This is a genomic window from Rhizobium sp. RU20A (assembly GCF_900155885.1).
Classification (GTDB): domain Bacteria; phylum Pseudomonadota; class Alphaproteobacteria; order Rhizobiales; family Rhizobiaceae; genus RU20A.
Genome location: NZ_FTMB01000001.1, coordinates 1,414,281 through 1,438,767 on the forward strand (window position 1 = coordinate 1,414,281; position 24,487 = coordinate 1,438,767).

24 protein-coding genes are annotated in these 24,487 nt (G+C 65.2%); 9 read left to right on the forward strand and 15 right to left on the reverse strand.

The genetic code is table 11. The features are described 5' to 3' along the window. Nucleotides 1-24: 24 nt before the first annotated feature. Both F3H41_RS06790 and F3H41_RS06795 read right to left on the reverse strand, forming a co-directional pair. Entirely contained in the window at nucleotides 25-696 is a 672-nt protein-coding gene (locus tag F3H41_RS06790; RefSeq protein WP_149737808.1) for a tetratricopeptide repeat protein, read from the reverse strand. A gap of 100 nt (nucleotides 697-796) precedes the next feature. Continuing rightward, a complete protein-coding gene (locus tag F3H41_RS06795; RefSeq protein WP_149737809.1) occupies nucleotides 797-1,384 on the reverse strand; it encodes an NnrU family protein in 588 nt (195 codons plus the stop codon). Between the two features lie 130 nt (nucleotides 1,385-1,514). Between F3H41_RS06795 and F3H41_RS06800 the strand changes: the two genes are divergently transcribed. Next, complete coding sequence (locus F3H41_RS06800) at nucleotides 1,515-2,519, forward strand: polysaccharide deacetylase (protein ID WP_149737810.1); 1,005 nt, start codon at nucleotides 1,515-1,517, stop codon at nucleotides 2,517-2,519. Between the two features lie 38 nt (nucleotides 2,520-2,557). Here the strand turns inward: F3H41_RS06800 and sbmA are convergent, their stop codons facing one another. The 7 genes from sbmA to glpK form a co-directional block, all read right to left on the reverse strand. Beyond that, nucleotides 2,558-3,808 (reverse strand): peptide antibiotic transporter SbmA, encoded by a 1,251-nt coding sequence (gene sbmA, locus F3H41_RS06805; protein WP_149737811.1) that lies wholly within the window; start codon nucleotides 3,806-3,808, stop codon nucleotides 2,558-2,560. A 157-nt stretch (nucleotides 3,809-3,965) separates the two neighbouring features. Next, nucleotides 3,966-5,183, reverse strand: a complete 1,218-nt coding sequence (locus F3H41_RS06810) for a YbfB/YjiJ family MFS transporter (protein WP_244616089.1) — start codon at nucleotides 5,181-5,183, stop codon at nucleotides 3,966-3,968. 92 nt (nucleotides 5,184-5,275) lie between these two features. Beyond that, the gene (gene map / locus F3H41_RS06815) at nucleotides 5,276-6,028 is read right to left on the reverse strand and encodes a type I methionyl aminopeptidase (protein ID WP_149737812.1); all 753 of its coding nucleotides are present in this window, start codon (nucleotides 6,026-6,028) and stop codon (nucleotides 5,276-5,278) included. Between the two features lie 88 nt (nucleotides 6,029-6,116). Continuing rightward, on the reverse strand, nucleotides 6,117-7,166 hold the full coding sequence (locus F3H41_RS06820; RefSeq protein WP_149737813.1) for an LLM class flavin-dependent oxidoreductase: 1,050 nt from the start codon (nucleotides 7,164-7,166) through the stop codon (nucleotides 6,117-6,119). 77 nt (nucleotides 7,167-7,243) lie between these two features. Then, on the reverse strand, nucleotides 7,244-7,675 hold the full coding sequence (locus F3H41_RS06825; RefSeq protein ID WP_149737814.1) for a type II toxin-antitoxin system VapC family toxin: 432 nt from the start codon (nucleotides 7,673-7,675) through the stop codon (nucleotides 7,244-7,246). Next, nucleotides 7,675-7,974, reverse strand: a complete 300-nt coding sequence (locus F3H41_RS06830; RefSeq protein WP_149737815.1) for a type II toxin-antitoxin system prevent-host-death family antitoxin — start codon at nucleotides 7,972-7,974, stop codon at nucleotides 7,675-7,677. Before F3H41_RS06830 ends, F3H41_RS06825 begins: the two co-directional genes overlap by 1 nt. Nucleotides 7,975-8,047: 73 nt before the next feature. After that, nucleotides 8,048-9,547, reverse strand: coding sequence for a glycerol kinase GlpK (gene glpK, locus F3H41_RS06835; RefSeq protein ID WP_149737816.1), 1,500 nt, complete (start codon nucleotides 9,545-9,547; stop codon nucleotides 8,048-8,050). Between the two features lie 231 nt (nucleotides 9,548-9,778). Here glpK and F3H41_RS06840 point away from each other — a divergent pair, with 231 nt between their 5' ends. The 8 genes from F3H41_RS06840 (at nucleotide 9,779) to F3H41_RS06875 (ending at nucleotide 19,961) form a co-directional block, all read left to right on the forward strand. Continuing rightward, nucleotides 9,779-10,555 (forward strand): 3-hydroxybutyrate dehydrogenase, encoded by a 777-nt coding sequence (locus F3H41_RS06840; protein WP_149737817.1) that lies wholly within the window; start codon nucleotides 9,779-9,781, stop codon nucleotides 10,553-10,555. An 88-nt stretch (nucleotides 10,556-10,643) separates the two neighbouring features. After that, a complete protein-coding gene (xdhA, locus tag F3H41_RS06845; RefSeq protein WP_149737818.1) occupies nucleotides 10,644-12,119 on the forward strand; it encodes a xanthine dehydrogenase small subunit in 1,476 nt (491 codons plus the stop codon). Continuing rightward, the gene (gene xdhB / locus F3H41_RS06850) at nucleotides 12,119-14,458 is read left to right on the forward strand and encodes a xanthine dehydrogenase molybdopterin binding subunit (RefSeq protein ID WP_149737819.1); all 2,340 of its coding nucleotides are present in this window, start codon (nucleotides 12,119-12,121) and stop codon (nucleotides 14,456-14,458) included. Before xdhA ends, xdhB begins: the two co-directional genes overlap by 1 nt. Continuing rightward, a complete protein-coding gene (locus F3H41_RS06855; protein WP_188129359.1) occupies nucleotides 14,455-14,940 on the forward strand; it encodes a DUF559 domain-containing protein in 486 nt (161 codons plus the stop codon). The genes xdhB and F3H41_RS06855 overlap by 4 nt, the downstream gene beginning before the upstream one ends. A 286-nt stretch (nucleotides 14,941-15,226) precedes the next feature. Beyond that, a complete protein-coding gene (gene xdhC / locus F3H41_RS06860; RefSeq protein ID WP_149737821.1) occupies nucleotides 15,227-16,057 on the forward strand; it encodes a xanthine dehydrogenase accessory protein XdhC in 831 nt (276 codons plus the stop codon). Between the two features lie 107 nt (nucleotides 16,058-16,164). Next, a complete protein-coding gene (gene puuD, locus F3H41_RS06865) occupies nucleotides 16,165-17,409 on the forward strand; it encodes a urate hydroxylase PuuD (protein ID WP_149737822.1) in 1,245 nt (414 codons plus the stop codon). Then, nucleotides 17,406-18,713, forward strand: a complete 1,308-nt coding sequence (guaD, locus tag F3H41_RS06870) for a guanine deaminase (protein ID WP_149737823.1) — start codon at nucleotides 17,406-17,408, stop codon at nucleotides 18,711-18,713. Before puuD ends, guaD begins: the two co-directional genes overlap by 4 nt. 108 nt (nucleotides 18,714-18,821) lie before the next feature. After that, complete coding sequence (locus tag F3H41_RS06875) at nucleotides 18,822-19,961, forward strand: alpha-hydroxy acid oxidase (protein WP_149737824.1); 1,140 nt, start codon at nucleotides 18,822-18,824, stop codon at nucleotides 19,959-19,961. Between the two features lie 93 nt (nucleotides 19,962-20,054). On the opposite strand, the gene uraH is transcribed toward F3H41_RS06875, so the two are convergent. From uraH to F3H41_RS06905, 6 genes are all read right to left on the reverse strand, one after another. After that, entirely contained in the window at nucleotides 20,055-20,432 is a 378-nt protein-coding gene (gene uraH, locus F3H41_RS06880; protein ID WP_149737825.1) for a hydroxyisourate hydrolase, read from the reverse strand. A gap of 11 nt (nucleotides 20,433-20,443) precedes the next feature. Continuing rightward, complete coding sequence (locus F3H41_RS06885; RefSeq protein ID WP_149737826.1) at nucleotides 20,444-21,031, reverse strand: ureidoglycolate lyase; 588 nt, start codon at nucleotides 21,029-21,031, stop codon at nucleotides 20,444-20,446. After that, entirely contained in the window at nucleotides 21,028-21,534 is a 507-nt protein-coding gene (gene uraD / locus F3H41_RS06890; RefSeq protein ID WP_149737827.1) for a 2-oxo-4-hydroxy-4-carboxy-5-ureidoimidazoline decarboxylase, read from the reverse strand. The genes F3H41_RS06885 and uraD overlap by 4 nt, the downstream gene beginning before the upstream one ends. 102 nt (nucleotides 21,535-21,636) lie before the next feature. After that, nucleotides 21,637-22,359: a L,D-transpeptidase gene (locus F3H41_RS06895; RefSeq protein WP_149737828.1), complete on the reverse strand. Its 723-nt coding sequence runs from the start codon at nucleotides 22,357-22,359 to the stop codon at nucleotides 21,637-21,639. Between the two features lie 294 nt (nucleotides 22,360-22,653). Further along, nucleotides 22,654-23,574: an allantoinase PuuE gene (gene puuE / locus F3H41_RS06900; protein ID WP_149737829.1), complete on the reverse strand. Its 921-nt coding sequence runs from the start codon at nucleotides 23,572-23,574 to the stop codon at nucleotides 22,654-22,656. 99 nt (nucleotides 23,575-23,673) lie between these two features. After that, a complete protein-coding gene (locus F3H41_RS06905; RefSeq protein ID WP_149737830.1) occupies nucleotides 23,674-24,390 on the reverse strand; it encodes a DUF1045 domain-containing protein in 717 nt (238 codons plus the stop codon). Between the last annotated feature and the right edge of the window lie 97 nt (nucleotides 24,391-24,487).

Sequence of the window (24,487 nt, forward strand, 5' to 3'; positions counted from 1 at the left end):
CCCGGACAACCGGGAGACAGACGATCAGGCGGCCTTGCCGCTCGACGCGATCAGGTCGAGCATGATCTGCGCACGATTGGAAACGTTGGACGGCGCCTGGGTGTCGTTGGTGATTTCCTGGAACCAATCGCGCGCCTTGGCAAAATCGCCGGCCTTGTAGGCAGCAAGCCCCAGCACTTCGCGTGCCGAATGGCGCATGCCATTTTCCGGAACGGCGAAGGCTTCAACCTCGGCCGAAACATCCGCATAGGAGCCGGTATCGACGAGAATATAGGCCGCGCGGAGCTTGGCCGCGTCGCGCACCGCCTCGTTTACCGAGCTGTCCTTGCCGATGTCGGAAAAGGCGCGGGCCGCACCTGCCGCATCACCCTTCTGCTGCAGGATGGTGGCAGCACGCATGCGGGCCAGCAGCGGATAGGCGCCGTAGCCGTCCTTCTCCAGCGCCGTCAGCTGCGCCAGCGCCTCATCCGGCTTGTTTTCGCCGGCAAGGCGCATGGCCGTCAGGAACTGGTCGCCCGAAGCAGACGCCGAGCTTTCGTCCCAGTAGTCGTAGCCGACCTTGCCGATCGTGCCGAGCACGATGAGCACGGCAATGCCGATGATGACGCCGCGAAACCGCGACCAGACCAGTTTCGCCTGATCGGAGCGGAGCTCGTCATTGACCTCGCGGATGAAGCTGTCGTCCTGCTGTACCATTGCCTGCCCGGATGTCCGGCCCTTTTGCATATTGCCCGAAGTGGCGCCTTCTAGCCGATTTCTCGCCGATTGTAAGGAAAAAAGCGAAAGAGCCGCCCGCTCATCCCATCACAACGGGGGAAACGCCGATCAGCCACAGATGCAGCCGCCAGACGAAAAGCCCGTAAAGCGCCGCGCCGCCGATCAGCGCCAGAAGATCGAAGCGGTAGGAGACGAAGGGCGGATAGGTGATGAGGCCGGCCCGCGCCTGCCGCTTCCTGCGGATGCGCACGATGACCGCCCAGGCGAGGAAGGTGGCAAAGAGCAGCACCGAATTCGTCTCGCCATTCGCCAGAAGATGCGAGAAGGCCCAGATCTTGATGGCGACGAGACCCGGATGCTTGAGGACGGAGCGGATCTTGCCCGGCGGCAGGAAGGCCGCCACGAGACAGATGCAGGCGATCAGCATCAGCGTCAGCGTGATATGCGACAGGAACATCGGCGGCGTGTAGAGCATGCCTGTCGTTGCGCGCGACTGGTCGAAACCATAGGCGATCAGCAGCACGCCGAGTACCGAACCGGCGCCATGCAGCCCATACCAGACGCCCTTGCCCTGATTGGCGATCACGCGGTCGCGCAACCCCGGCCCAAAGGCTGGCACGAGATGCGTGAGGAGAAAGATGACGATGCCGAGAATGAGAAGGGCCATGGGTGCTTCGCTCCGAAAACTGTGCCTGACGCAATAGCCTTTGCCGCGTGCGAATGCCAGTCGCATCACATCCGCGCCGCATTCCTGCGGCAACCCGTCCCGCCCTGCGATCTTTCCGGAAGTCCTGCCAATGCTGCGTCCCCTGCTTGCCGCCACCCTGTGCACCCTGCCGCTTACGGCGGCGGCTGAAGAGACGGCAAAGCCGCGCCAGCTCGTCATCGTCTCCTTCGACGGCGCCCACGACAACCGGCTGTGGGTCAAAAGTCTCGACATGGCAAAGCGTACGGGCGCGCATTTCACCTACTTCCTCTCCTGCACCTTCCTGATGACCAAGGCCGGTGACGGCAGGCAGTACAAGGCCCCCGGCAAGGCGGCCGGCCGCTCCAATGTCGGCTTCGCGCAGAGCGAAGAGGAGATTGCCGAGCGTGCCGGCCACATCTGGCAGGCCCATCTGGATGGCCACGACATCGGCAGCCATGCCTGCGGCCATTTCGATGGCAGCGGCTGGTCGAAGGCGGACTGGCAGGGCGAGTTTTCCGTCTTCCGCACCGCGCTCGAAAATGCGTGGAAGACGGGCAAGGTCGCGGACAAGGAACCCGCCGGCTGGCAGGATTTCGTGAAGACCGACATTCTCGGCTTCCGCGCACCCTATCTCGCCACCAGTCCGGGCCTTGTGCCGGCGTTGAAGGCGGCGGGCTTCACCTATGATGCCAGCCTCGTCTCCAAGGGCCCGGCCGAGCCCGACGGGCGCGACGGCCTGCCGCGCTTTGCCCTGCCGCTGGTGCCGGAGGGGCCGACCGGGCGGCCGGTGATCGCCATGGACTACAACCTCTTCGTCCGCCACTCCATGGGCGTCGAAAACCGCCGCGACAGCGCCGCCTTCGAAGACCGTGCCCTCACCGCCTACCGGCAGGCCTTCGAGGCCCAATATGGCGGCCAGCGCATCCCCCTCGAACTCGGCTTCCACTTCGTGGAGATGAACGGCGGCGCCTACTGGCGCGCGCTCGATCGCTTCCTCACCGAGACCTGCAAACGCCCGGACGTCGCCTGCGTCAGCTATGCCGAAGCGCTGCAGATGCCGGAGTTGCAGCGGAAAGAGCTGAAACAGAAGAAGGCGGCCGGAGCCGCCCTCTGAAGTCTCGTCTTGAGACGAACGCGGCAGACGCCGCGCCCTCAGTCTTCCGTCTGCCGCGCCAGATAGCGCTGGTCGATTTCCGGCAGGGGCTCGTCCTCGATCGCCGCTTCGAAGGCCCGAAGACGCTTGTAGATCGACAGGAGTTCGACGATCGTCGGCCAGGACGAGACGAGGTACTGGAAGGACGACGTCACCTGCCCGAAGGCACCGGAGATCTGGTTGAGAGCACCCAGCGTGATCTTGCCGGCGATGATGGACGGCGCAAGGATCACCAGCGAAAAGATGTTGTTGATCTGCAAATAGAAAATGCGGGCAACGTTGAAATAGAGATAGTGGAAATAAAGGCGGAAGTAGTTGCTGCGCACGTCCGCGAAGAGATCGGCGACCGTCGGCGGCTGGGCGCGGGCGGCATCGTCTTCGCCATAGACCAGTTCCTTACGATAGGCAGCCTCCACACGCTGGTTGCGGAACTCCAGACCCGGCAGCTTGATCCCGACGAGCGCCAGAAACACCGTACCGAACAGCGACCACAGCACTGCAGCGACGACCAGCGGGTAGGGAATGGCACCGACGATCGGCAGTTCCGTGACATTGGCCGACAGGCGGATCAGCACGGGCGTAAAGGCGATCAGCGTCATGACGCTGTCGATCAGGCTGACGCCGAGGCCCTCTACCGTCGTCGAAAAGCGCATCGTGTCTTCCTGCACGCGCTGCGAGGCACCTTCGATGTGCCGGAGCTTCGGCCAGTGATGCATGTAATATTCGTTCATCGCCGTGCGCCAGCGGAAGATGTAGTGGCTGACGAAGAAGCGCGTCATGACCGCGACAGTCACCGCAACGAGTGCTATGCCGAGGAATACGGCGATCTGTCCGTAGAACTGTTCCGCCGTCACGACCTGCGACTTCGAGACGGCCGCCTGGATCAGATCCCAGAACGGGCCGTACCAATTGTTGATCGCCACGCTCACCTGCACCTGGAAATAGGTGACGAACAGGATGAGCGCGGAGCCGAGGATCGACCAGTTCTGCCAGCGGTGCGGCGAAAACCAGTACCAGAAACCGGCGAACAGAAAGACCGTGATGCCGAAATAGATGTAGAACCACAAAAATGCCGGCGACCAGAAAGTGGACACGCCGACAACCGGCGGGGCGTCGCTCGAAACGGGCGGCATGCCGAAATAGGCTCCGGCCTGTTCACCGAAAGCGTACCAGATCGCAATGGAGACGAGCGACCAGAGAACGACCGACGAGAAGAACAGTTTGGGATGTGGGAAGAAGGACTTGAACACGGGTGGGGCACTCGCTTTCTTCTGGGCGCGCAATCAATCTGTTCGACGGCCCGGCTGAAGCGGGAACCTAGGACAAATTGCGCGCCGCAACAATCGCGGTCCACTGACCTTACGGAGATTTAACGCTTTTCCGCTCCGGGCTGTTTTCGCCTGGCCCTCACACGCCCGCCGCCAGCCGGATGGCGCGGGCATTCAGCATCGTCACAACGGCAGCGATCACCAGCACGCCGGCAGCAATCAGCGTCGGAAGACCATAGCCCCCGGTTTCCGCGGCCAGCGTGCCGCCGACGGCCGGGCCGACGATCTGGCCGACGCCGAAGGCGGCCGTCAGGGAGGCGAGCGCCCGTCGCGGGCTTTCCGGCGCCAGCTTGCGGCCGATCTCCAGCCCGAAGGCGGTGATCATGATGAAGGTGGCTCCGAGCAACAGGCCGCCGATAATGGGAGCGATCCCGCCACTGAGCACCACGGCGAGCACGAGACCCACGGCCTCGACCAGCATGCCGGCCGCATAGGCGCCAACGAGACCGATCCGCGGCACGGCCGCGCGCCAGACATGCACGGAGAGCGCGGCGGCGATGCCCGTGACGAACCAGGTGAGGAATTCCACGCCCGGACCATTGCCGCCATCGCGCGCCATGGCGACGATAAAGGTGGCCGAAACGACATAGCCGAAGCCGAAGAGACCATAGGTGAGCGTCATGACCGTCAGGGGCCGGCTCCACAGGAGCCTCGGTTCCGGCGGCTTTGCCTGCCCCTGCCCGGCGGACGCCTTCGGCAAAAGACGGGCGACGAGGAGCGTCGCCAGCACGGCAAAGACACCGCCGGCAAACCAGTCCGCGCGCCAGCCCGCGCCCGTCAAGGCGAGGACATAGACTATCAGCGACGAGAGCGCGATGCCGAGACCGACCCCGCCGAAATGGAAGGACGCGACACGATGGCTTCCATGGCGAAGGCCGACGCCAAGCACGATGCCGGACATGAAGATCATCGCAAAGGCGCTGGAAAGCCCCGCCAGGAAGCGGATCACGGAGAAGACCAGCACGCCGGAAGCCCCGCCCGTCCCCAGCCCCATTGCGATGAGCAGGGCCGCCGTTGCGGCAAGGGCGAGAAGAGCAAGCCTGCGCTCGCGCCCTTCCGCCCAGCCGAGCGAGGCGAGAACGGCGCCGGCGAGGTAGCCCGCGAAATTCGCCGCCGCGATCACGCCCGCTTCCGCCGGGGTCAGGCCGAGGTCGGCCATCATGCCCGGCAGAATCGGCGTGAAGGAAAACCGGCCAAAGCCCATGGCCGTCGCCATGCCGATACCACCGGCAACGGAGGCCGCGATGACCGCGGCACGGCCGGAGGGGGCGGGCGTATGAGGTGGGGACTGTCGCATGGCGCACTCTCTTGACTGCGCGCGTTATCGCACCGCTTTTGCACCGCAACAAATGCATTGCTGTGATGCATCGATCACCCGCGGACCAGCGGTCAGTCCGGAAGCGTGACGATCAGCGGCCCGTTGCGCGTGACGACCAGCGTGTGCTCGAACTGTACGGTCGGCGCGCGGGGCTCGCTGTAGAGCGTCCAGTCATCCTCTTCCCCGCTTTCGGCCCAGTGGGCGCCGGTGGAGAGGAACGGCTCGATGGTGAAGACCATGCCGTCCCTCATGACGCGCCGCTCGGACGGATCCGGCCAGGTCGCGATCTCGCCGGGCTCCTCGTGCAGGGAGTAGCCGACGCCGTGGCTGGCGAGGTTGGTGATCAGCGTATAGCGGTTCTTGCGGGCGAATTCGCCGATCGCATTGCCGATGGCGGCCAGCGACTGGCCGGGCTTGACCGTCTTCACGCCGACGAAGAGTGCCCGGCGCCCGTCCCGCACCAGTCGCTCGATATCGGGCCGGACCGGCGGTACCGCAAAGGAGGCACCCGTATCGGCAAACAGCCCCGCCTTTTCGGCGGAGACGTCGATATTGACGAGATCGCCGGCCTTGATGACGCGCCCGCCCGGGATGCCGTGCGCCACTTCCTCGTTGACGCTGATGCAGGTGGCGCCCGGAAAGCGGTAGCAGAGCTCCGGCGCCGATTGCGCCCCATGCTCCTCCAGATACCGCCGCCCGATCGCATCGAGCTCGCCCGTGGTGATGCCCGGTTCCAGCGAGGCGCCCATCAGCCTGAGGGCACGCGCACAGATCCGGCCGATCTCTTTCAGCTTTTCGAGGTCGCCCTCGTCCTTGAGTGTCATATCCGTCTCGCTTTCGCCGGGTGATCTAGCGTGATCGGGGCCATGAATCGAGACAGGAAGGCACGAAATCTGTGCCCAATTACCTATGTCAGGCCTCGACGGGCGCATCCGCCGCCAGCATCTCGCGCACCATCGGCGCGACCTTGGTACCGTAAAGCTCGATGCCGCGCAGGATGGCATCGTGCGGCATCAGGCCGATCGCCATCTGCAGCAGGAAGCGGTCGTTCCTGAAGAGCTTCTGATGGCGCGCGATCTTTTCCGCCACCAGTTCCGGGCTGCCAACAAAGAGATTGCCGTCGGGCCCGCGCGCCTGATCGAAATGCGCCCGGCTCGTCGGCCCCCAGCCACGCTCGCGGCCGATGCGGTTCATCACCTCGGCCTGCGGGCCATAGAAGATGTCGGCGGCGCGCTCGGTCGTCGTGTCGATGAAGCCGTGCACATTGATGCTGGTCTTCAGCCGCGTCGCCAACTGCCCCGCCCGGCGCGCCGCCTCCCGGTAAAGATCGAAGAGCGGGGCAAACCGGCGCGGCTCGCCGCCGATGATGGCGAGTGCCATGGGAAGCCCGAGCGCACCGGCCCGCGCCACCGACTGCGGCGTGCCGCCAACGGCGATCCACAACGGCAGTTCCTGTTGCAGCGGCCGCGGATAGACGCCGCGCCCCTGGATCGGCGGGCGCATTGTGCCGGACCATGTCACCTTCTCCTGATGGCGCAGCGCCATCAGGAGATCCAGCTTCTCGGAGAAGAGATCGCCGTAATCGTCAAGCGACTGACCGAAGAGCGGGAAGGATTCGATGAAGGACCCCCGCCCCGCCATCACCTCGGCCCGCCCGCCGGAAATGAGGTCCAGCGTCGCATATTGCTGGAAGACCCGCACCGGATCTTCCGAGGAGAGCACGGTCACGGCGCTCGACAACTTGATGCGCGCTGTCCTTGCCGCCGCTGCCGCCAGGACGACGGCAGGCGCCGAAACGGCGTAGTCGGGGCGGTGATGCTCGCCAAGACCGAAGACATCGAGCCCGACCCTGTCCGCCAGTTCGATTTCCTCCAGCAGGTTCTTCAGCCGCCGCTCGCCTTCGCGGCCCTTGTCGGCAGCGTTCGGATCGACATCGGCAAAGGTATAGAGCCCGAATTCCATGGCAGCATCTCCCATATCTGCCCCACACATAAGCGCGACGGGCACGCCTGCCTACGCGAAAAGCGCGAACGCACTGTTCAATCGGAAGAGGGCGTCTCAAAGGGGTCGAGAAGCGAAACGCCGGTGCTGCGGAAATCGCGGGTATTGCGAGTGACGAGCGTCAGGCCGTGGACGAGGGCGGTTGCGGCGATGAGGGCGTCAAGCAGGGGACGCGGGTCCGGGACGTGAAGTTCCGCGGCCTTGAGGGCCGCTTCTTCATTGAGGCCGACGATACGGCCCTCGAAGGCCGGTCGAACCCAATCGATTAGCCAGATCTGGATCTGCCGCGCCTGTACGGCGTCCCGGCGAGCCTTCAACAGCATGCCTTTTTGAATTTCGAAGAGCGTCAGCACGGAGATGTGGAGATCGACTTCGGAGACCATCGAGAACCAGGAAACGACCCGTGGATCGGCTCGCCCGGATTCGATCTTTCGCGCCTCCGAGAGGACATTCGTATCGAGCAGATACATCAGTCCCCCGCGAACGGATTGGGGCGGCCCTCCTCATGGAGGCGCGGCGGGATATCGAGCTCGATGTCCTCGATTCCGGGCATGGCAAGACGACTTGCAAAGCTCTTCGGCGGTTCGGCCTCAGGCGCTTCACCCTCCTCCCCCTTCAGCCGCCGGTATTCCGCCATAGGCATCATCACATAGGCGGGCGCGCCTGCCTCGGTGATGATCACAGGGCCGCCATCGGCCGCTTTCAGCGCGCGGCCGCCCTCCGCATCGAAGCGGGTCGAGGGAATGGTAACGGGCTTGTTGAAGGTCATGATGGCGGCACCTCCGGTGTGCCGCCAGCCTACACCATGCGCAGCGCCGGCTCAAACACCGGCCACCGGCTGCTCATCCCAAGGTGCGCTCCACGGCCTTGTGCCAGCCCTTGAGTTTCGCCTTGCGGGTCTTCTCGTCCATGGAGGGTTCGAAACAGCGGTCGCGCTTCCAGGTGGCGGCAAAGCCCTTGCGGTCCGGCCAGACACCGGCACGGCTGCCGGCAAGCCAGGCGACGCCGAGCGCGGTCGTCTCCAGGATAACGGGCCGGTCGACCGGCGCATCGAGAAGGTCGGCAAGCCGCTGCATCGTCCAGTCGGAGGCCACCATCCCGCCATCGACGCGCAGCACCGTTTCCTTCTCGCCCTTCCCGCCCTTCTTCTTCCAGTCCTTGTGCATGGCGTCCAGGAGGTCCCGGGTCTGGTAACAGACGGCCTCGAGCGCCGCGCGGGCGAATTCCGCCGGCCCGGTATTGCGCGTCATGCCATAGACGGCGCCGCGCGCCTCGGGATCCCAGTGCGGTGCACCAAGGCCGGTAAAGGCGGGCACCAGATAGACCTCCTGCGTCGGATCGGCCTTTTCGGCGAGCGCACCCGTTTCGGAGGCGGACTTGATGATCCCCAGCCCGTCGCGCAGCCATTGAACGGCCGCGCCGGCGATGAAGATCGAGCCCTCCAGCGCATAGGTGGTCTTGCCGTCAAGACGGTAGGCGATGGTGGTCAGAAGCCGGTTCTTGGACGGCACCATGTCGGCACCCGTGTTCAGAATGGCGAAGCAGCCCGTGCCATAGGTCGATTTCATCATGCCCGGCTCGAAACAGGCCTGGCCGATGGTCGCCGCCTGCTGGTCGCCGGCAACGCCCAGGATCGGGATCTCGGCGCCGAACAGCGCAGGGTCGGTCACGCCGAAATCGGCGGCGCAATCCAGCACCTCCGGCAGGATCTCGGCGGGCACGTCGAGGATCATCATCAGATCCTCGTCCCATTTGTTCTTGGCGATATTGTAAAGCAGCGTGCGCGAAGCGTTGGTGGCGTCGGTCACGAAGGACTTGCCGCCGGTCAGCCGCCAGATCAGGAAGGTATCGATGGTGCCGAAGCAGAGTTCGCCCTTCTCCGCCCGCTTGCGCGCCCCCTTCACATTGTCGAGCAGCCAGGCGATCTTGGTGCCGGAAAAATAAGGGTCGAGCAAAAGACCGGTCTTCTTGGTGAAGGTCGCTTCGAGATCGGCCTTCTTCAGCTTGTCGCAATGGCCAGCAGTGCGGCGGTCCTGCCAGACGATGGCGCGGTGCACGGGCTCGCCGGTCGCGCGATCCCACAACACGACCGTTTCGCGCTGATTGGTGATGCCGATGGCGGAAATGTCCGAGGCCGAGAGCTTCGCCTTCTCCAGCGCCTGCTTCACGGTCGTCACCACCGTGTCCCAGATCTCTTCGGGATCATGCTCCACCCAGCCGGATTTCGGATAATGCTGGGTGAATTCCTTCTGCCCGACGCCCACCACCTTCTGATCCGCATCGAAGATGATGGCGCGGCTCGATGTGGTGCCCTGGTCGATGGCGAGAACGTAGCCTGCCATGGTCTTCTCCTCCCGTGGGCAGGCCCTCCCCGGCGCGCCCGATGATTTCGCTGGATTTCAATACAAGCCAAAAACGAATGTCAAACGAAAACAAACGCGCCCTTCGAACGCCTGCCATCGGTTGAAAACCGGCATGGACAGTCACCCCGGTTTGGGCATAGTCTGGTCTCTGTTGCGATGCAAAAACAAGATCAAATCCGCAATCCGCATCGCTTCCGGGAGAGAGACGAAATGACGAGAACAGCGGTTGTCACGGGGTCCACGAGCGGTATCGGCCTTGCGGTGGCGCTGGGCTTTGCCGCGGAAGGCGCAAATGTCGTGCTGAACGGCTTTGGCTCGACCGACGAGATCGCCGCCTGCATCGACAAGGTGAAGGCCGCCGGTGCGGCACAGGTTGTCCACAACCCCGCCGATATGACGAAGCCGGCCGAGATTGCCGCGATGATCGAGGAGGCTGCCAGCCGCTTCGGCAGCGTCGATGTGCTCGTCAACAATGCCGGCATTCAATATGTCGAGAAGATCGAGGATTTCCCGATCGAGAAGTGGGATGCGATCATCGCGATCAACCTCTCCTCGGCCTTCCACACGATTCGCGCCGCCGTGCCGCACATGAAGAAGGCCGGCACCGGCCGCATCATCAACATCGCCTCGGCCCACGGCCTCGTCGCCTCGCCCTTCAAGTCCGCTTACGTCGCTGCCAAGCACGGCATTCTCGGCCTGACGAAGACGGTCGCGCTGGAAGTTGCCGAGGCCGGCATCACCGTCAACGCCATCTGCCCCGGCTATGTGCTGACGCCGCTCGTTCAGCGCCAGATCCCCGATCAGGCCAAGACGCGCGGCATCACAGAAGAGCAGGTCATCAACGACGTGATGCTGAAGGCGCAGCCGACCAAGGCATTCGTGACGGTCGAGCAGGTGGCGGCGCTGGCGACCTTCCTCGCCTCCGATGCCGCCGCCCAGATCACCGGCACGCACCAGTCCATCGACGGCGGCTGGACAGCGCAGTAGACTCTGCCGAGCCGGCCGCGGGAGAACGGCCGGCGACGCGCTGAAGACGAGATGCCGGATCAACCGGCCAGTGTGACGAAGGGGTTCGATGAGCGAGACCGCCAACACCATCCGCTTTCTGCTGAACGACACCGAAGTGGCGCTGTCGGAGGTGCATCCGACCGAAACGTTGCTGGATTATCTGAGGCTGAACCGACGGCTGACCGGCACCAAGGAAGGCTGCGCTGAGGGCGATTGCGGCGCCTGCACGGTGCTCGTCGGCCGCATCGTGGATGGCGCGCTCGCCTACGAAGGCGTCAATGCCTGCATCCGCTTCGTCGGCTCGCTCAACGCCACCCATGTGGTCACGGTCGAGCATCTCGCCGGCAAGGATGGCGCGCTGCATCCGGTGCAGCAGGCGATGGTCGATTATCACGGCTCGCAATGCGGCTTCTGCACGCCGGGTTTCGTCATGTCACTCTACGGCCTGTGGCTTTCCAACGACAACCCGTCGCGCGCCGCGATCGAAAAAGCCCTGCAAGGCAATCTCTGTCGCTGCACGGGCTACGAGCCGATCGTCAAGGCGGCGGAAGCGGCGGCAAAAGCGCGGCCCGCCGACGTCTTCGACCCCATTGAAAAGACACGCGAAATGGTGCGCAAGCGTCTCGCCGAAATGAAGGGCGACCAGACCATCGTCACCGGCAAGGGCGACCAGCGCCTCATGGTGCCGCAGACCCCGGCAGCGCTCGCCGACATTCTCTCCGAGCACCACACCGCCACCATCGTTGCCGGCTCCACCGATGTCGGCCTCTGGGTGACGAAGCAGATGCGGGCGCTGAACCCCGTCGTCTTCATCACCGGCATCGATGCGCTTCAGACGATCACTGAAACGCCGGACGGCATCACCATCGGCGCGGGCGTCAGCTATTCACGCGCCTTCGCGGCCCTTTCCAGTCTGCACCCCGCGCTCGGCCGGCTCATTGACCGCATCGGCGGCGATCAGGTGCGCAACATGGGCACGATCGGCGGCAACATCGCAAACGGTTCCCCGATCGGCGATACGCCGCCTGCCCTCATCGCCCTCGGCGCATCCGTCAAACTGACGGCCCGTACCGGCAGCCGGGCACTGGCGCTCGAAGATTTCTTCATCGAATACGGCCGGCAGGATCGCCGCAAGGACGAGTTCGTGGAAAGTGTCTTCGTGCCCGCGCCGAAGCGGGGCGAACATTACGCCGTCTACAAAATCTCCAAGCGTCGCGACGAGGATATCTCGGCACTCTGCGGCGCCTTCCGCATTGCCCTTGCCGGCGACGGCACTGTCACATCCGCCACCATCGCTTTCGGGGGCATGGCCGGCACGCCGAAGCGGGCAAAGGCGGTCGAAGCCGCCCTGATCGGCAAGCGCTGGACGGAAGAGACGGTCAGTGCCGCCCGCGCCGGCTTCGAAGCCGATTACCAGCCGCTGACCGACTGGCGCGCGACAGCTGCCTACCGCCTGCTGACGGCGAAAAACCTGGTGACGCGCTTCTACCTGGAAACGACGGGCGAGCGCGCCGAACTCGTCCGCTATGAGGGAGTGGCCTGATGGACGGATCGACCTTCGAGGACCGCAAGGCCGTCAACGGCCGCATGCACACCAAGCTGCGCCACGACAGCGCCCACAAGCATGTGGCCGGCACCGCCGACTACATCGACGACATCCCGGAACCCGCAGGCACGCTGCATGGCGCGCTCGGCATGACCGACCGGGCCCATGCCGAAATCGTCGCCATGGATCTTTCCGCCGTCATCGCGACGCCGGGCGTCGTTGCCGTGCTCACGGCCCGCGACATGCCGCATTCCAACGACATCTCGCCGAGCCACCTGCATGACGAACCCGTGCTGGCCGATGGCCTCGTCCAGTTCCACGGCCAGCCTGCCTTTGCCGTCATCGCCGAGACGCGCGACATCGCGCGGCGCGCCGCCCGCAAGGCGAAGATCGAATACACCGATCTGCCGCACGCCACCGACATCCTCGACGCCCGCGCCGCTGGCGGCACGCTGGTCACCAAGCCGCTGACGCTGCGCCGCGGCGAGGCCGATGCGGAACTGGAAAACGCCGCGCTGCGCCTTCAGGGCAGCATGCGCATTGGTGGGCAGGAGCATTTCTACCTCGAAAGCCACATCGCCTTCGCCATTCCCGGCGAGGATGACGAGGTGACAGTCTGGTCCTCCACCCAGCACCCGAGCGAGGTGCAGCACATGGTGGCCCATGTGCTCGGCGTGCCCTCCAATGCCGTCACCGTGCAGGTGCGCCGCATGGGCGGCGGCTTCGGCGGCAAGGAAACGCAGGGCAACCAGTTTGCCGTGCTCGCCGCCGTCGCGGCCAAGAAGCTGAAGCGCCCGGTAAAATTCCGCCCCGACCGCGACGAGGACATGAGCGCCACCGGCAAGCGCCACGATTTCCTCGTCGAATACGATGTCGGCTTCGATACCGAGGGCCGCATTCAGGCCGTTAAGGCGAACTACGCGGCCCGCTGCGGCTATTCCTCGGACCTTTCCGGCCCGGTCACCGACCGCGCTCTCTTCCACGCCGACAATGCCTACTTCTATCCGCATGTCACGCTGACCTCGGAGCCCTTAAAGACGAACACCGTCTCCAACACCGCCTATCGCGGTTTCGGCGGCCCCCAGGGCATGGTCGGCGGCGAGCGCATCATAGAAGAGATCGCCTACAGGCTCGGCGTCGATCCGCTCGAGATCCGCAAGCGCAATTTCTACGGCGAGGTCGGATCCGGCCGGGACCTGACGCCCTACCACCAGACGGTGGAGGACAATATCGCCCCGCGCATCGTCGCGGAACTGGAAGAGACGAGCCACTACCAGGCCCGCCGCGCCGCGATCCTCGCCTTCAACAGGACAAGCCGCGTCATCCGCAAGGGCATCGCGCTGACGCCGGTGAAATTCGGCATCTCCTTCACCATGACCGCCTTCAACCAGGCGGGCGCGCTGGTGCATGTCTATCAGGATGGATCGATCCACCTGAACCATGGCGGCACGGAAATGGGCCAGGGCCTCTACACCAAGGTCGCGCAGGTGCTGGCCGATGCCTTCCAGGTCGATATCGACCGGGTCAAGATCACCGCCACGACCACCGGCAAGGTGCCGAACACCTCCGCCACCGCCGCCTCCTCCGGCTCCGACCTCAACGGCATGGCCGCCTTCGATGCGGCCCGGCAGATCAAGGAGCGGCTCGTGGCCTTCGCCGCCGAGCGCTTTGAGGTCGCGCCGGAGCAGATCCGCTTCGTGCCCAACCACCTGAAGGTCGGCGACGAGCTGATCCCCTTCCCGGATTTGATCAAGCTTGCCTATTTCGCCCGCGTGCAGCTTTCGGCCGCCGGCTTCTACAAGACGCCGAAGATCCACTGGGACCGCACCACGGGACGCGGCACGCCCTTCTATTACTACGCCTATGGCGCTTCCGTCTCCGAAGTCTCGATCGACACGCTGACCGGTGAATATATGGTGGACCGGGTGGACGTGCTGCATGATGTCGGCAAGTCGCTGAACCCGGCCATCGATATCGGCCAGATCGAAGGCGCCTTCGTGCAGGGCATGGGCTGGCTGACGACGGAGGAACTGTGGTGGGACGGCAAGGGCCGGCTGCGCACCCACGCGCCCTCCACCTACAAGATCCCGCTCGCCTCCGATCGCCCCAAGGTCTTCAACGTCAAGCTCGCCGACTGGTCGGAAAATGCCGAGCCGACCATCGGCCGCTCCAAGGCGGTCGGCGAGCCGCCCTTCATGCTGCCGATCTCGGTGCTGGAAGCGCTCTCCATGGCGGTGGCGAGTGTCGCCGATTACCGACAATGCCCGCGGCTCGACGCCCCAGCGACGCCCGAGCGCGTGCTGATGGCCGTCGAACGGCTGAAGGCCGGCGCATGATCGGTCGCGGCGGCCCCGGCGATCGCAGCGGCCGGCGCCCGGGCGCCGGCGGTCCATCCGGTGCTGGTTCGGGAACCGGTTCGGGCATGGGCATTGCCGGCTCCCGCGAAAGCCGCGAAACGGAGGAGAAGCTGCGCCTCTGGCATGACCTGCGCGACGGCCAGCTAGAGGGTCACCGCTTCGTGCGCCAGGCCCCTTTCGGCCCCTATGTGATCGACTATCTCTGCCGCGAGGCCAAGCTCGCGGTGCAGATCGACAGCCTGCGCCAGACCCGCGACCCGCGCGACCGCCAGCTCGACAACTGGCTCGCCATGCAGGGCTTTGGCGTGCTGCGCTTCTGGGCGCAGGACATCGGCGCCAACCGCCGGGATATCCTCGCCATCATCCTCGACGCCCTCGAAGGCCGCCTCGACCCCGTCGCCCATCCGGGCCTGCGCTACCAGCCGCCCCGCCCGCCCGTGGGTGACGGCGAAGGCTGCTGAGGTGCCGGTGTGACGGACATGGGGCGAATGATGATCGCGGGACCGAACGTCTGTCATGGAAAGGAGCCGCCCCCTCATCCGACCCTTCGGGCCACCTTCTCTCCGCCGGGGAGAAGGGCATGCGGCACCGTTACCGCTCCTCTCTCTGGCCGTGATCTTCTTTGGCCGCCCTTCCTCCAAGTCCTCGAACCAGGGGCAAGCGCTATCGCCCAGCGCCCTTCTCCCCACCGGGGAGAAGGTGCCGGCAGGCGGATGAGGGGGGCGAAGCCAAACAGCCCATGTCGTCATGCCTGACCCCGTGACCCCGCTCGCCACCTTCCTCGCCACCCACACCGCCCTCGTGCACGTGACCATCGCCGTCGCGAAAGGCTCCACGCCGCGCGAGGCCGGCGCCTTCATGCTCGTCTCCAAGACCGCCACTTTCGGCACGATCGGCGGCGGGCAGCTCGAATTCATGGCCATCGACCACGCCCGCCGGATGCTCTCCGGCGAGATCCTTGCCGATCGGCTTGACATTCCCCTTGGCCCCGAGATCGGCCAATGCTGCGGGGGGCGGACCGAGCTCGCCTTCACCGACTGCGACAGCGCCCTGCGCGAAACGCTCGTGATGCAAGAAAGCGAGGAGCGCGCCGTCTGCCCGCAAGCGTGGCTCTTCGGCGCAGGCCATGTCGGCAAGGCGCTCGCCGCAGCCCTTGCGCCCCTGCCCCTCTCCGTCATGGTCGTCGAAACCCGGCCGGAGGAACTGAAAGACCTTCCGCCGGGGACAACCGCCATCGCCACCCCGCTGCCGGAAGCTGAGATCGACCGCGCCGCACCGGGCGCGGCCATCGTCATCCTCACCCACGATCACGCGCTTGATTTCATGATCGCCACCCGCGCGCTGTCCCGCACCGACCTCGCCTATGTCGGCATGATCGGCTCCAAGTCGAAACGCGCCACCTTCGCCCACGCCTTCACCGCCGAGGGCGGCGATCCAGCGGCCTTTCAGCGCCTGACGCTGCCGATCGGCGGCACCGTCGTGCGCGACAAGCGCCCTGCCGTCATTGCCGCGCTCACGGCAGCGGAAATCCTGACGGCGTTTGCCGCTTACCCGCGCGGCACATTGTCCGGCCGATAGTCTTCCTCTGCCCCGCCCGCATCACCCGTGGATGCCGCCCGTGGCCCCTTCCCTCAGCCGCGAATTTTGCGCAATGTGCAGTGCGGAATAACAAGAAGGGGACCCGCATGTATGAATTCGCCATCGCCTGGGAATGGCTGCACTTTGCCGTCCGCTGGCTGCATGTGGTGACGGCCGTCGCGTGGATCGGCTCGTCCTTCTACTTCATCGCGCTGGATCTCGGACTGGTCAAACGCCCGCATCTTCCCGCCGGCGTCTATGGCGAGGAATGGCAGGTCCATGGCGGCGGCTTCTACCACATCCAGAAATACCTCGTGGCGCCGGCGGCCATGCCCGAGCACCTGACCTGGTTCAAGTGGGAAAGCTACATGACCTGGCTTTCCGGCTTCCTGCTGCTCTGTCTCGTTTATTACGGCGGCGCCGATCTCTTTCTCATCGACCGCCACGTGCTCGACGTCTCCGCCCCGGTCGCGATCCTCATCTCGCTCGCCTCGCTCTCGGTCGGCTGGATCTGCTACGACCTGCTCTGCAAGTCGCCGATCGGCAGGAATACCTGGGGGCTGATGGCGCTGCTCTATGTCGTGCTGGTCGCCATGGCCTGGGGCTATACGCAGCTCTTCACCGGCCGCGCCGCCTTCCTGCATCTGGGGGCGTTTACGGCGACCATCATGTCGGCCAACGTCTTCTTCATCATCATCCCCAACCAGAAGATCGTGGTGGCGGACCTGAAAGCCGGCAAGACGCCGGATCCGAAGCTCGGCGCGCAGGCCAAGCAGCGCTCGCTGCACAACAACTATCTGACGCTGCCGGTCATCTTCTTCATGCTGTCGAACCACTATCCGCTGGCCTTCGGCACCGCCTTCAACTGGGTAATCGCGGCGCTGGTCTTCCTGATGGGCGTCACCATCCGCCACTGGTTCAACACCACCCACGCCCGCAAGGGAAAGCCGACCTGGACCTGGATCGTCACGCTGATCCTCTTCATCCTCATCATGTGGCTGTCCACCGTGCCGAAGGTGCTGACCGGCGAGGACGAGACGGCGGCAGTGCCCGCGCCGATCTTCCAGCGCTTTGCCGACAATGCGCATTTCCCGGCAGTCAGGGACGCCGTCTCCACCCGGTGCTCCATGTGCCATGCGGCCGAGCCCGTCTATGAGGGCGTGGTGCGCCCGCCCAAGGCGGTAAAGCTGGAGACGGATGCCGAGATCGCCTCGCATGCGCGGGAGATCTACCTGCAGGCCGGCCGCAGCCACGCCATGCCGCCCGGCAATGTCTCGGACATGACGCCCGAGGAACGCCGGCTCGTGACCGCCTGGTATGAAAGCGCCGTCTCCGGCGAGGCCACCCGATGAGCGCCCGCCTGCTGCGGGGCCGCACCCTGACCTTCCACCGCGCGCCGCGCGCCATCGATGATACCGGCGCCTGGACCTATGAAGAGGACGGCGGCCTGCTGATGGTCGATGGCCTCATCGCCGCCGCCGGTCCCTACGCGACGGTCAAGGCGGCAGCGCCCGGCGATATCGAGGAGGTGGACCACCGCCCGCATCTTCTCCTGCCCGGCCTCATCGACACGCACCTGCATTTCCCGCAGATGCAGGTCATCGGCTCCTATGCCGCCAATCTTCTCGAATGGCTGAACACCTACACCTTCCCGGAGGAATGCCGTTTCGTGGAAAGCGCCCATGCGGCGCGCATCGCCACGCATTTCTTCGATGAGATGATCCGCCACGGCACGACGACGGCAGTGGCATACTGCTCCGTCCACAAGGCCTCCGCCGACGCCTTCTTTTCGGAAGCCATGCGCCGCAACATGCGCATGGTGGCCGGCAAGGTGATGATGGACCGCAACGCCCCGCAAGGCCTCCTCGATACGCCGCAGATGGGCTATGATGAGACCCGCGCCGTGATCGAGGAATGGCACGGCAAGGGCCGCAACCATGTGGCCATCACGCCGCGCTTCGCCATCACCTCCACGCCCGAGCAGATGTCGGCGGCGCAGGCACTGGCCGCCGAATTCCCGGACCTGCACATCCAGACGCACCTGTCGGAAAACCGCGACGAGATCGACTTCACCTGCTCGCTCTACCCGGATGCCGCCGACTACACCGACATCTACGCCCGCTATGGCCTGATGGGGCGCAAGACGCTGTTCGGCCACGCCATCCATCTCTCCGAGCGCGAGCGCGATGCCATGAGCGAGACGGGCTCGGTCGCCGTCCACTGCCCGACCTCCAACCTCTTCCTCGGCTCCGGCCTCTTTCCGCTGAAGGAACTGGCGCGGCGTGACAAGCCGGTGCGCATCGGCGTCGCCACCGATATCGGCGGCGGTTCCAGCTATTCCATGCTGCGCTCCATGGACGAGGCCTACAAAATCCAGCAATTGCTGGGCGAGCGGCTGAACCCGATGGAGAGCTTCTACCTGATGACATGCGGCAATGCCGAGGCCCTGTCGCTGGCTGACCGCATCGGCACGCTGGAGCCCGGCAGCGACGCCGACATTGTCGTCCTGTCGATGCGATCCACACCGGCCATGGCGCTGAAGGCCGAGGTGGTGACGACGCTCGCCGAGGAACTCTTCCTGATGCAGACCATGGGCGACGACCGCACCATCGTCGAAACCTACGTCGCCGGCGAACCGCTGAAGGCGGGGCTCTGAGATCGGCCCGACTGGTCAATCCTCTTGACCAGTCGCCACTTTCCCCCGCTGGTTGACGGTGCGAAGTGCTAAATCGCTCGTAGCCAAACAACGCATCCGGAAACCGCCATGTCCCTGCCCCTCGATATCCGCGACATGAAGGCCCTCGCCAAACGTCGCGTGCCAAAAATGTTCTTCGACTATGCCGATAGCGGCGCCTGGACGGAGAGCACCTACCGCGCCAACGAGGAGGATTTCGCAAGGCTCAAGTTGCGCCAGCGCGTTCTGGTCGACATGACCGACCGCAGCCTCGAAACCACCATGCTTGGCGAAAAGGTCTCCATGCCCGTCGCGCTGGCACCGACCGGCATGACCGGCATGCAGCACGCCGATGGCGAGATGCTGGCGGCGAAGGCAGCCGAGGAATTCGGCGTGCCCTTCACACTGTCCACCATGAGCATCTGCTCGATCGAGGACGTAGCGTCGGCGACGACGAAACCCTTCTGGTTCCAGCTCTATGTGATGCGCGATCGCAGCTTCGTCGAAAACCTGATCGCCCGCGCCAAGGCGGCCAACTGCTCGGCGCTGGTGCTGACACTCGACCTGCAGATCCTTGGCCAGCGCCACAAGGACCTGCGCAACGGCCTCTCCGCGCCGCCAAAATTCACGCCGAAGCACATCTGGCAGGTGGCGACCCGGCCGGGCTGGGCCCTGAAAATGCTGGGCACGAAGCGTCGCACCTTCGGCAACATCATCGGCCACGCCCAGAATGTCGAGAGCATCGCCTCGATGGCGGTATGGACGCATGAGCAGTTCGATCCGCGCCTGTCCTGGGACAATGTCGAGGAGATCAGGCGCCTGTGGGGCGGGCCGCTGATCCTCAAGGGCATTCTCGATGTCGAGGACGCGAAGATGGCAGCCCGCACCGGCGCCGACGCAATCATCGTCTCCAACCATGGCGGCCGGCAGCTTGATGGCGCCCGCTCTTCCATCTCGGCCCTGCCGCGCATCGTGGACGCCGTCGGCAAGCAGATCGAGGTGCACCTGGATGGCGGCATCCGCTCCGGCCAGGATGTCTTGAAGGCGATCGCGCTCGGCGCCAGGGGCACCTATATCGGCCGCCCCTTCCTGTATGGCCTCGGCGCCATGGGAAAACCGGGCGTCACCCGCGTCCTTGAGATCATCCGCCGCGAGCTCGACCTGACCATGGCGCTGTGCGGACGCCGCGACATCAACAGCGTCGATGCCTCGATCCTCGATACGGATTGACGGCATGGCTGAGCGCAGCCGTGCCGAGACCGGACGGCTTCGGTCATGCCATCAAGGGGCACAGGCAGGCCTTTTTGCGCCGTCAAAGACGAATCAGCTGCCCCGATAGGTGGAATAGCTGTAAGGCGAAAGAAGCAGCGGCACATGGTAGTGCGCACCGGCATCGGCAATGCCGAACCGCAGCGGAATCTCGTCGAGGAAGGCAGGTTCGGGCAGGCTGGTCCCGGCCCCGCGCAGATAGTCCCCGGCGTGGAACAGGAGCTCGTAGACCCCTGCCGTCAGTTCGTCACCGGCGAGCACCGGTCCATCGACCCGCCCATCGGCATTGGTCGTGACCGTCTTGACGAGCGTGCGGGCCGTGCCGTCGATCCGATAGAGATCGATGCAAAGCCCCTCGGCCGGCGTGCCCCGCGCCGCGTCGAGAACATGCGTGGTCAGGCGTCCCTGCCTGACGGTTGTATCCGCGCCCATGGCTTTCCCCGTCACTCCGGTGTTTCGATGAGGAAGGGCACGGCATAGACATGCTCTTCCAGATTGGCGCCAGGCCCGGCCCGGTCCACCACGATGAAATCCTGCAGCGCGCCGTAGGTCATCAGGGGATGGTGCCAGACATTGGCGCGGTAGTTGATGCCCTGCCGCCCGCTGGCACGGAAGACGCGCGGCACGCCCGGCCGCCCGCCCTCGTCCGCCGCGACGATCACCAGCCAGGGGCGATCATCGATGGGCGAGAAACTCTGCGATCCCTCCGGATGCCGCTCCATCATGCCGACATGATAGGGAAAGCTGCGCGGCCTGCCGCGAAACAGGCTGACGATGACCCTTGCGCCATCACCCAGCGCCTCGGCCTCGGCCAGCGCATGGTAGCGCTCCGTCGTCCCGCCATTGATGAGCCGCATCGATCCCGGATCGGCCTCGATGACCGTGCCGAAAGGCCGGAAGGCTTCGGCCGTCAGCGGCTCGATCGCCAGAAGTTCCGGCGCACGCCCGATGGCCGGTGCGGCGATGACTGGCGCGGACGCGTCGGGCGTCTGGCTGTCCGTCGACACGAAGCTGCCAACCGGTCCGTTCATCGCGCATCCTCCGCAAACATCGCCGCAAGCCGAAGCCCTGCGATCTTCTCGACCTGCCCGCAGGCCGTCTCGAACTCCGCCCCCGCTTCATTGTCGATGCGTCGCTCAAAGGCTTGGAGGATATCGTCCTTGCCAAGACCCTTGACGGCGATGATGAAGGGAAAGCCGAACTTCTCGACATAGGCGGCATTGAGCGCGGTGAAGCGCGCATGCTCCTCCGGCGAGAGACGATCAAGCCCGGCGCCGGCCTGCTCCTTGCGGCTGTCCTCGGTCAGCCCGCCGGCGATCGCCAGCTTGCCGGCGAGATCGGGATGGGCGTTGAGAACGCCGAGCCTTTCCGCCTCGGATGCAGTCCTGAAACGCGCAGTCAGCGCCGCATGCACCGTTTCCGCCGTCAGGCCGCCACCACCGTCCACGCCACCGGCGTCGAATGCCCGCTCGGCAATCCAGGGGGAATGTTCGAAAACGCCGCCAAAGCGGGCGACGAAATCCTCACGAGTCATCTGGCCGTCCTTGTTTGTCTCGGGAAGGACCATAGAAGCCGAACCGGCCGCAAGACAAGGGCTGCGACCTCTACATCCCTCAGCCGACGGCTGCAGACGGCATCAGGCCCGCGCCATGGCGCCCTGATAGACCACGATGCGGGCATGGTACGGTACGCGCTCATAGAGGTCGACGATGTCGTGATTGACGAGCCGCACGCATCCGGAGGAGACGGCCTTGCCGATCGAGTTCCATTCCGGCGTGCCATGCAGGCGGTAGAGCGTGTCCTGCCCATTTTTGAAGATGTAGAGCGCGCGGGCACCGAGCGGATTTTTCACACCCGGTTCCATGCCGCCGTTTTCGACGGAATACTGGGCGAGCTGCGGCTGGCGCGCGATCATTTCCGCCGGCGGCTTCCAGCGCGGCCACTTCTGCCGCCAATGGATAACGCCCTCGCCTTCCCAGGCAAAGCCTTCGCGGCCGAGGCCGACGCCATAGCGCATCGCCGTGCCGCCGGGCTCGACGAGATAGAGGAAGCGGTCGGGCGTGTCGACGACGACGGTGCCGGGTGCCTCGCCGGTCGGGTCCTGCACGCGCTGGCGGTAGTATTTCGGGTCCATCCGCTCGAAGGGCACGGCCGGCACCAGATGTCCCCCATCCTCGAAGGCGGCGTAACGGGCCTGCAACTCGCCTTCGGTGGCGCTGACGATGGGGCGGCGCGCAACCACGGGCGTGGCCACGGGACGGGCCGTCGGCGCCGTGCCGGCGGTGCTGGCACAGCCTGCAAGGATGGCCGGGGCGGACAGGGCCCCAAAAACGAAGATACGGCGGGAAATCGGTGACATCTGAAACTCTTCTTCCTGGGCCGGCCGGAAGGATGCGGGCCCCTTTTCGCCAGAGAGATACCGCCACGCGACGCCCTGTCCACCCCGCGACGAGCGGGCGACGCCACGCCACCTGATGGTGACGCAAGCGTGCAACAGCGCCTGATCGCCCAGAGGTGAATCGAAGCCGGAGGAAAACCGGTCAGGTCATTGAAAAAGCGAAACGAACCGAAAAACCCATGAGCGGCCCCCGCACGCAGGCCTCACAAAAACGTGCAAGGCCCGCCGCTGTGGACAAGCCGTCGGTTTGCGCGCTCAGACGGGCTTGTGGTGCTCGTACCAGTGGTCGGCAATATCGATGCGCCGCGTCACCCAGACCTTTTCCTTCGCCTGCACATAGTCGAGGAAACGGGCAAGCGCGGCGGCGCGGCCGGGTCGGCCGACGAGGCGGCAGTGCAGGCCGATATTCATCATCTTCGGGCTGCCCGCCTCGCCTTCCTGCCAGAGCACGTCGAACGTATCCTTGAGGTAGGTGAAGAACTGGTCGCCCGAATTGAAGCCTTGGTTGGTGGCAAAACGCATGTCGTTGGCATCGAGCGTATAGGGAATGATGAGATGCGGCGCGTCTGCCGTCAGCCCCGGCACCCAGAAGGGCAGCTCGTCCGCATAGCTGTCGGAGGAATAGCGGAAGCCGCCCTCTTCGAGCAGCAGGCGCAGCGTGTTGGCCGAAGGCTTGCCCTGATAGAGGCCGCGGGGATGCGAGCCCGTCAGCTCCGTGTGCAGCCGGACGGCCTCATGAATGTGCCAGCGCTCGACGTCCTCGGGGAAATCCTTGTATTCCAGCCAGCGATAGCCGTGGCTGGCGATCTCCCAACCGGCTTCCTTCATGGCGGCCACCGCTTCCGGATTGCGCGCCATGGCAAGCGTCACGCCATAGACCGTAACCGGCATGTTGCGCTGCGTGAACATGCGCCAGAGGCGCCAGAAACCGGCGCGGGAACCATATTCGTAGATCGACTCCATGTTGAGATTGCGCTGCCCGGCCCAGGGCTGCGCGCCGACGATCTCCGACAGCAGGCATTCCGAAGCCGGATCGCCATCCAGAACGCAGCTCTCGCCGCCCTCCTCGTAATTGACGACGAACTGCACCGCGATATTGGCCCCGCCCGGCCAGCGCACCTCGGGAAGATGGCGCCCGTAACCGATGAGATCGCGCGGATAGGTCGTGTCTGTCATGTGCTGTCACCCTCTCGTCTTTCGCCTGACGGTAGCACCGGCCTTGCGAAAGTCGAGATGGAAATGCTGCACATGCACAGCCCATGAAAGACCAAAAGCCTAGGCGGCCGAGGCCGGGCGCTTCACGCCGATGCGGCCGAGCGGGTGCTGGGAATGGACGCGAAACGGGGCGCCCGGCTCCGGCTCCACGAAGAGCGCAAGGCTCGTCACCCTCAAAGGTTCGGCCAGATGCGGCTCGAAGACCTGCCGCAGCACCGGCTCGAGCCGCGTGGCGAGGGTCCGGTCCACCGGGCCGGTGAGCGCCATGTGGAAACGGTACTCGTCCATCACGTAAGGATAGCCCCAGCGGTGCAGATTGGCGAACTGCGCCGCCGACAGGCGATAGGGATCGCGCCGCTCGATCTCCGCTTCCGTCAGCGGCGCGCGGTACTGGTCGAATTCCTGCACGGTGCGCGCCGCCAGATACGTGGCCGCCTCGCAGGGCACCTGCGGCAGCAGCCCCATGAACTCGCCGAGACGGGCCACTTCGAGCTGTTCGATGACGATGGGCTCGATCTTCCCGGCAAAACGCATCAGCGCCTTCAGAAGGTCGCCCTCGCTCACGTCAGGCGCAAGCCGGAACGGCGCCTTCATCGTCGCGTGGAAGCCATCGCGGCGCGGCAGGGCCGTGTGAAAGGCAATTTCCCGCTGCGTGAAGCCGGGCACCGGCGGATGGTCCACCGCATCGCCGGAATACACATTGCGACCGAGCCAGCCGGCCGCGGCGATCGCCAGCGGATGGTGGATCGGCGGTGTGAAGTGAATCGCATACCGCATCGGAAACTCCGTAAGGCGGCGCACGATCTCGGCGCTCACCGGCTCTTGTGGCCGCTAGCTAAGTGATTTGCGTGACAGCTTGACGAAATGACGGGTG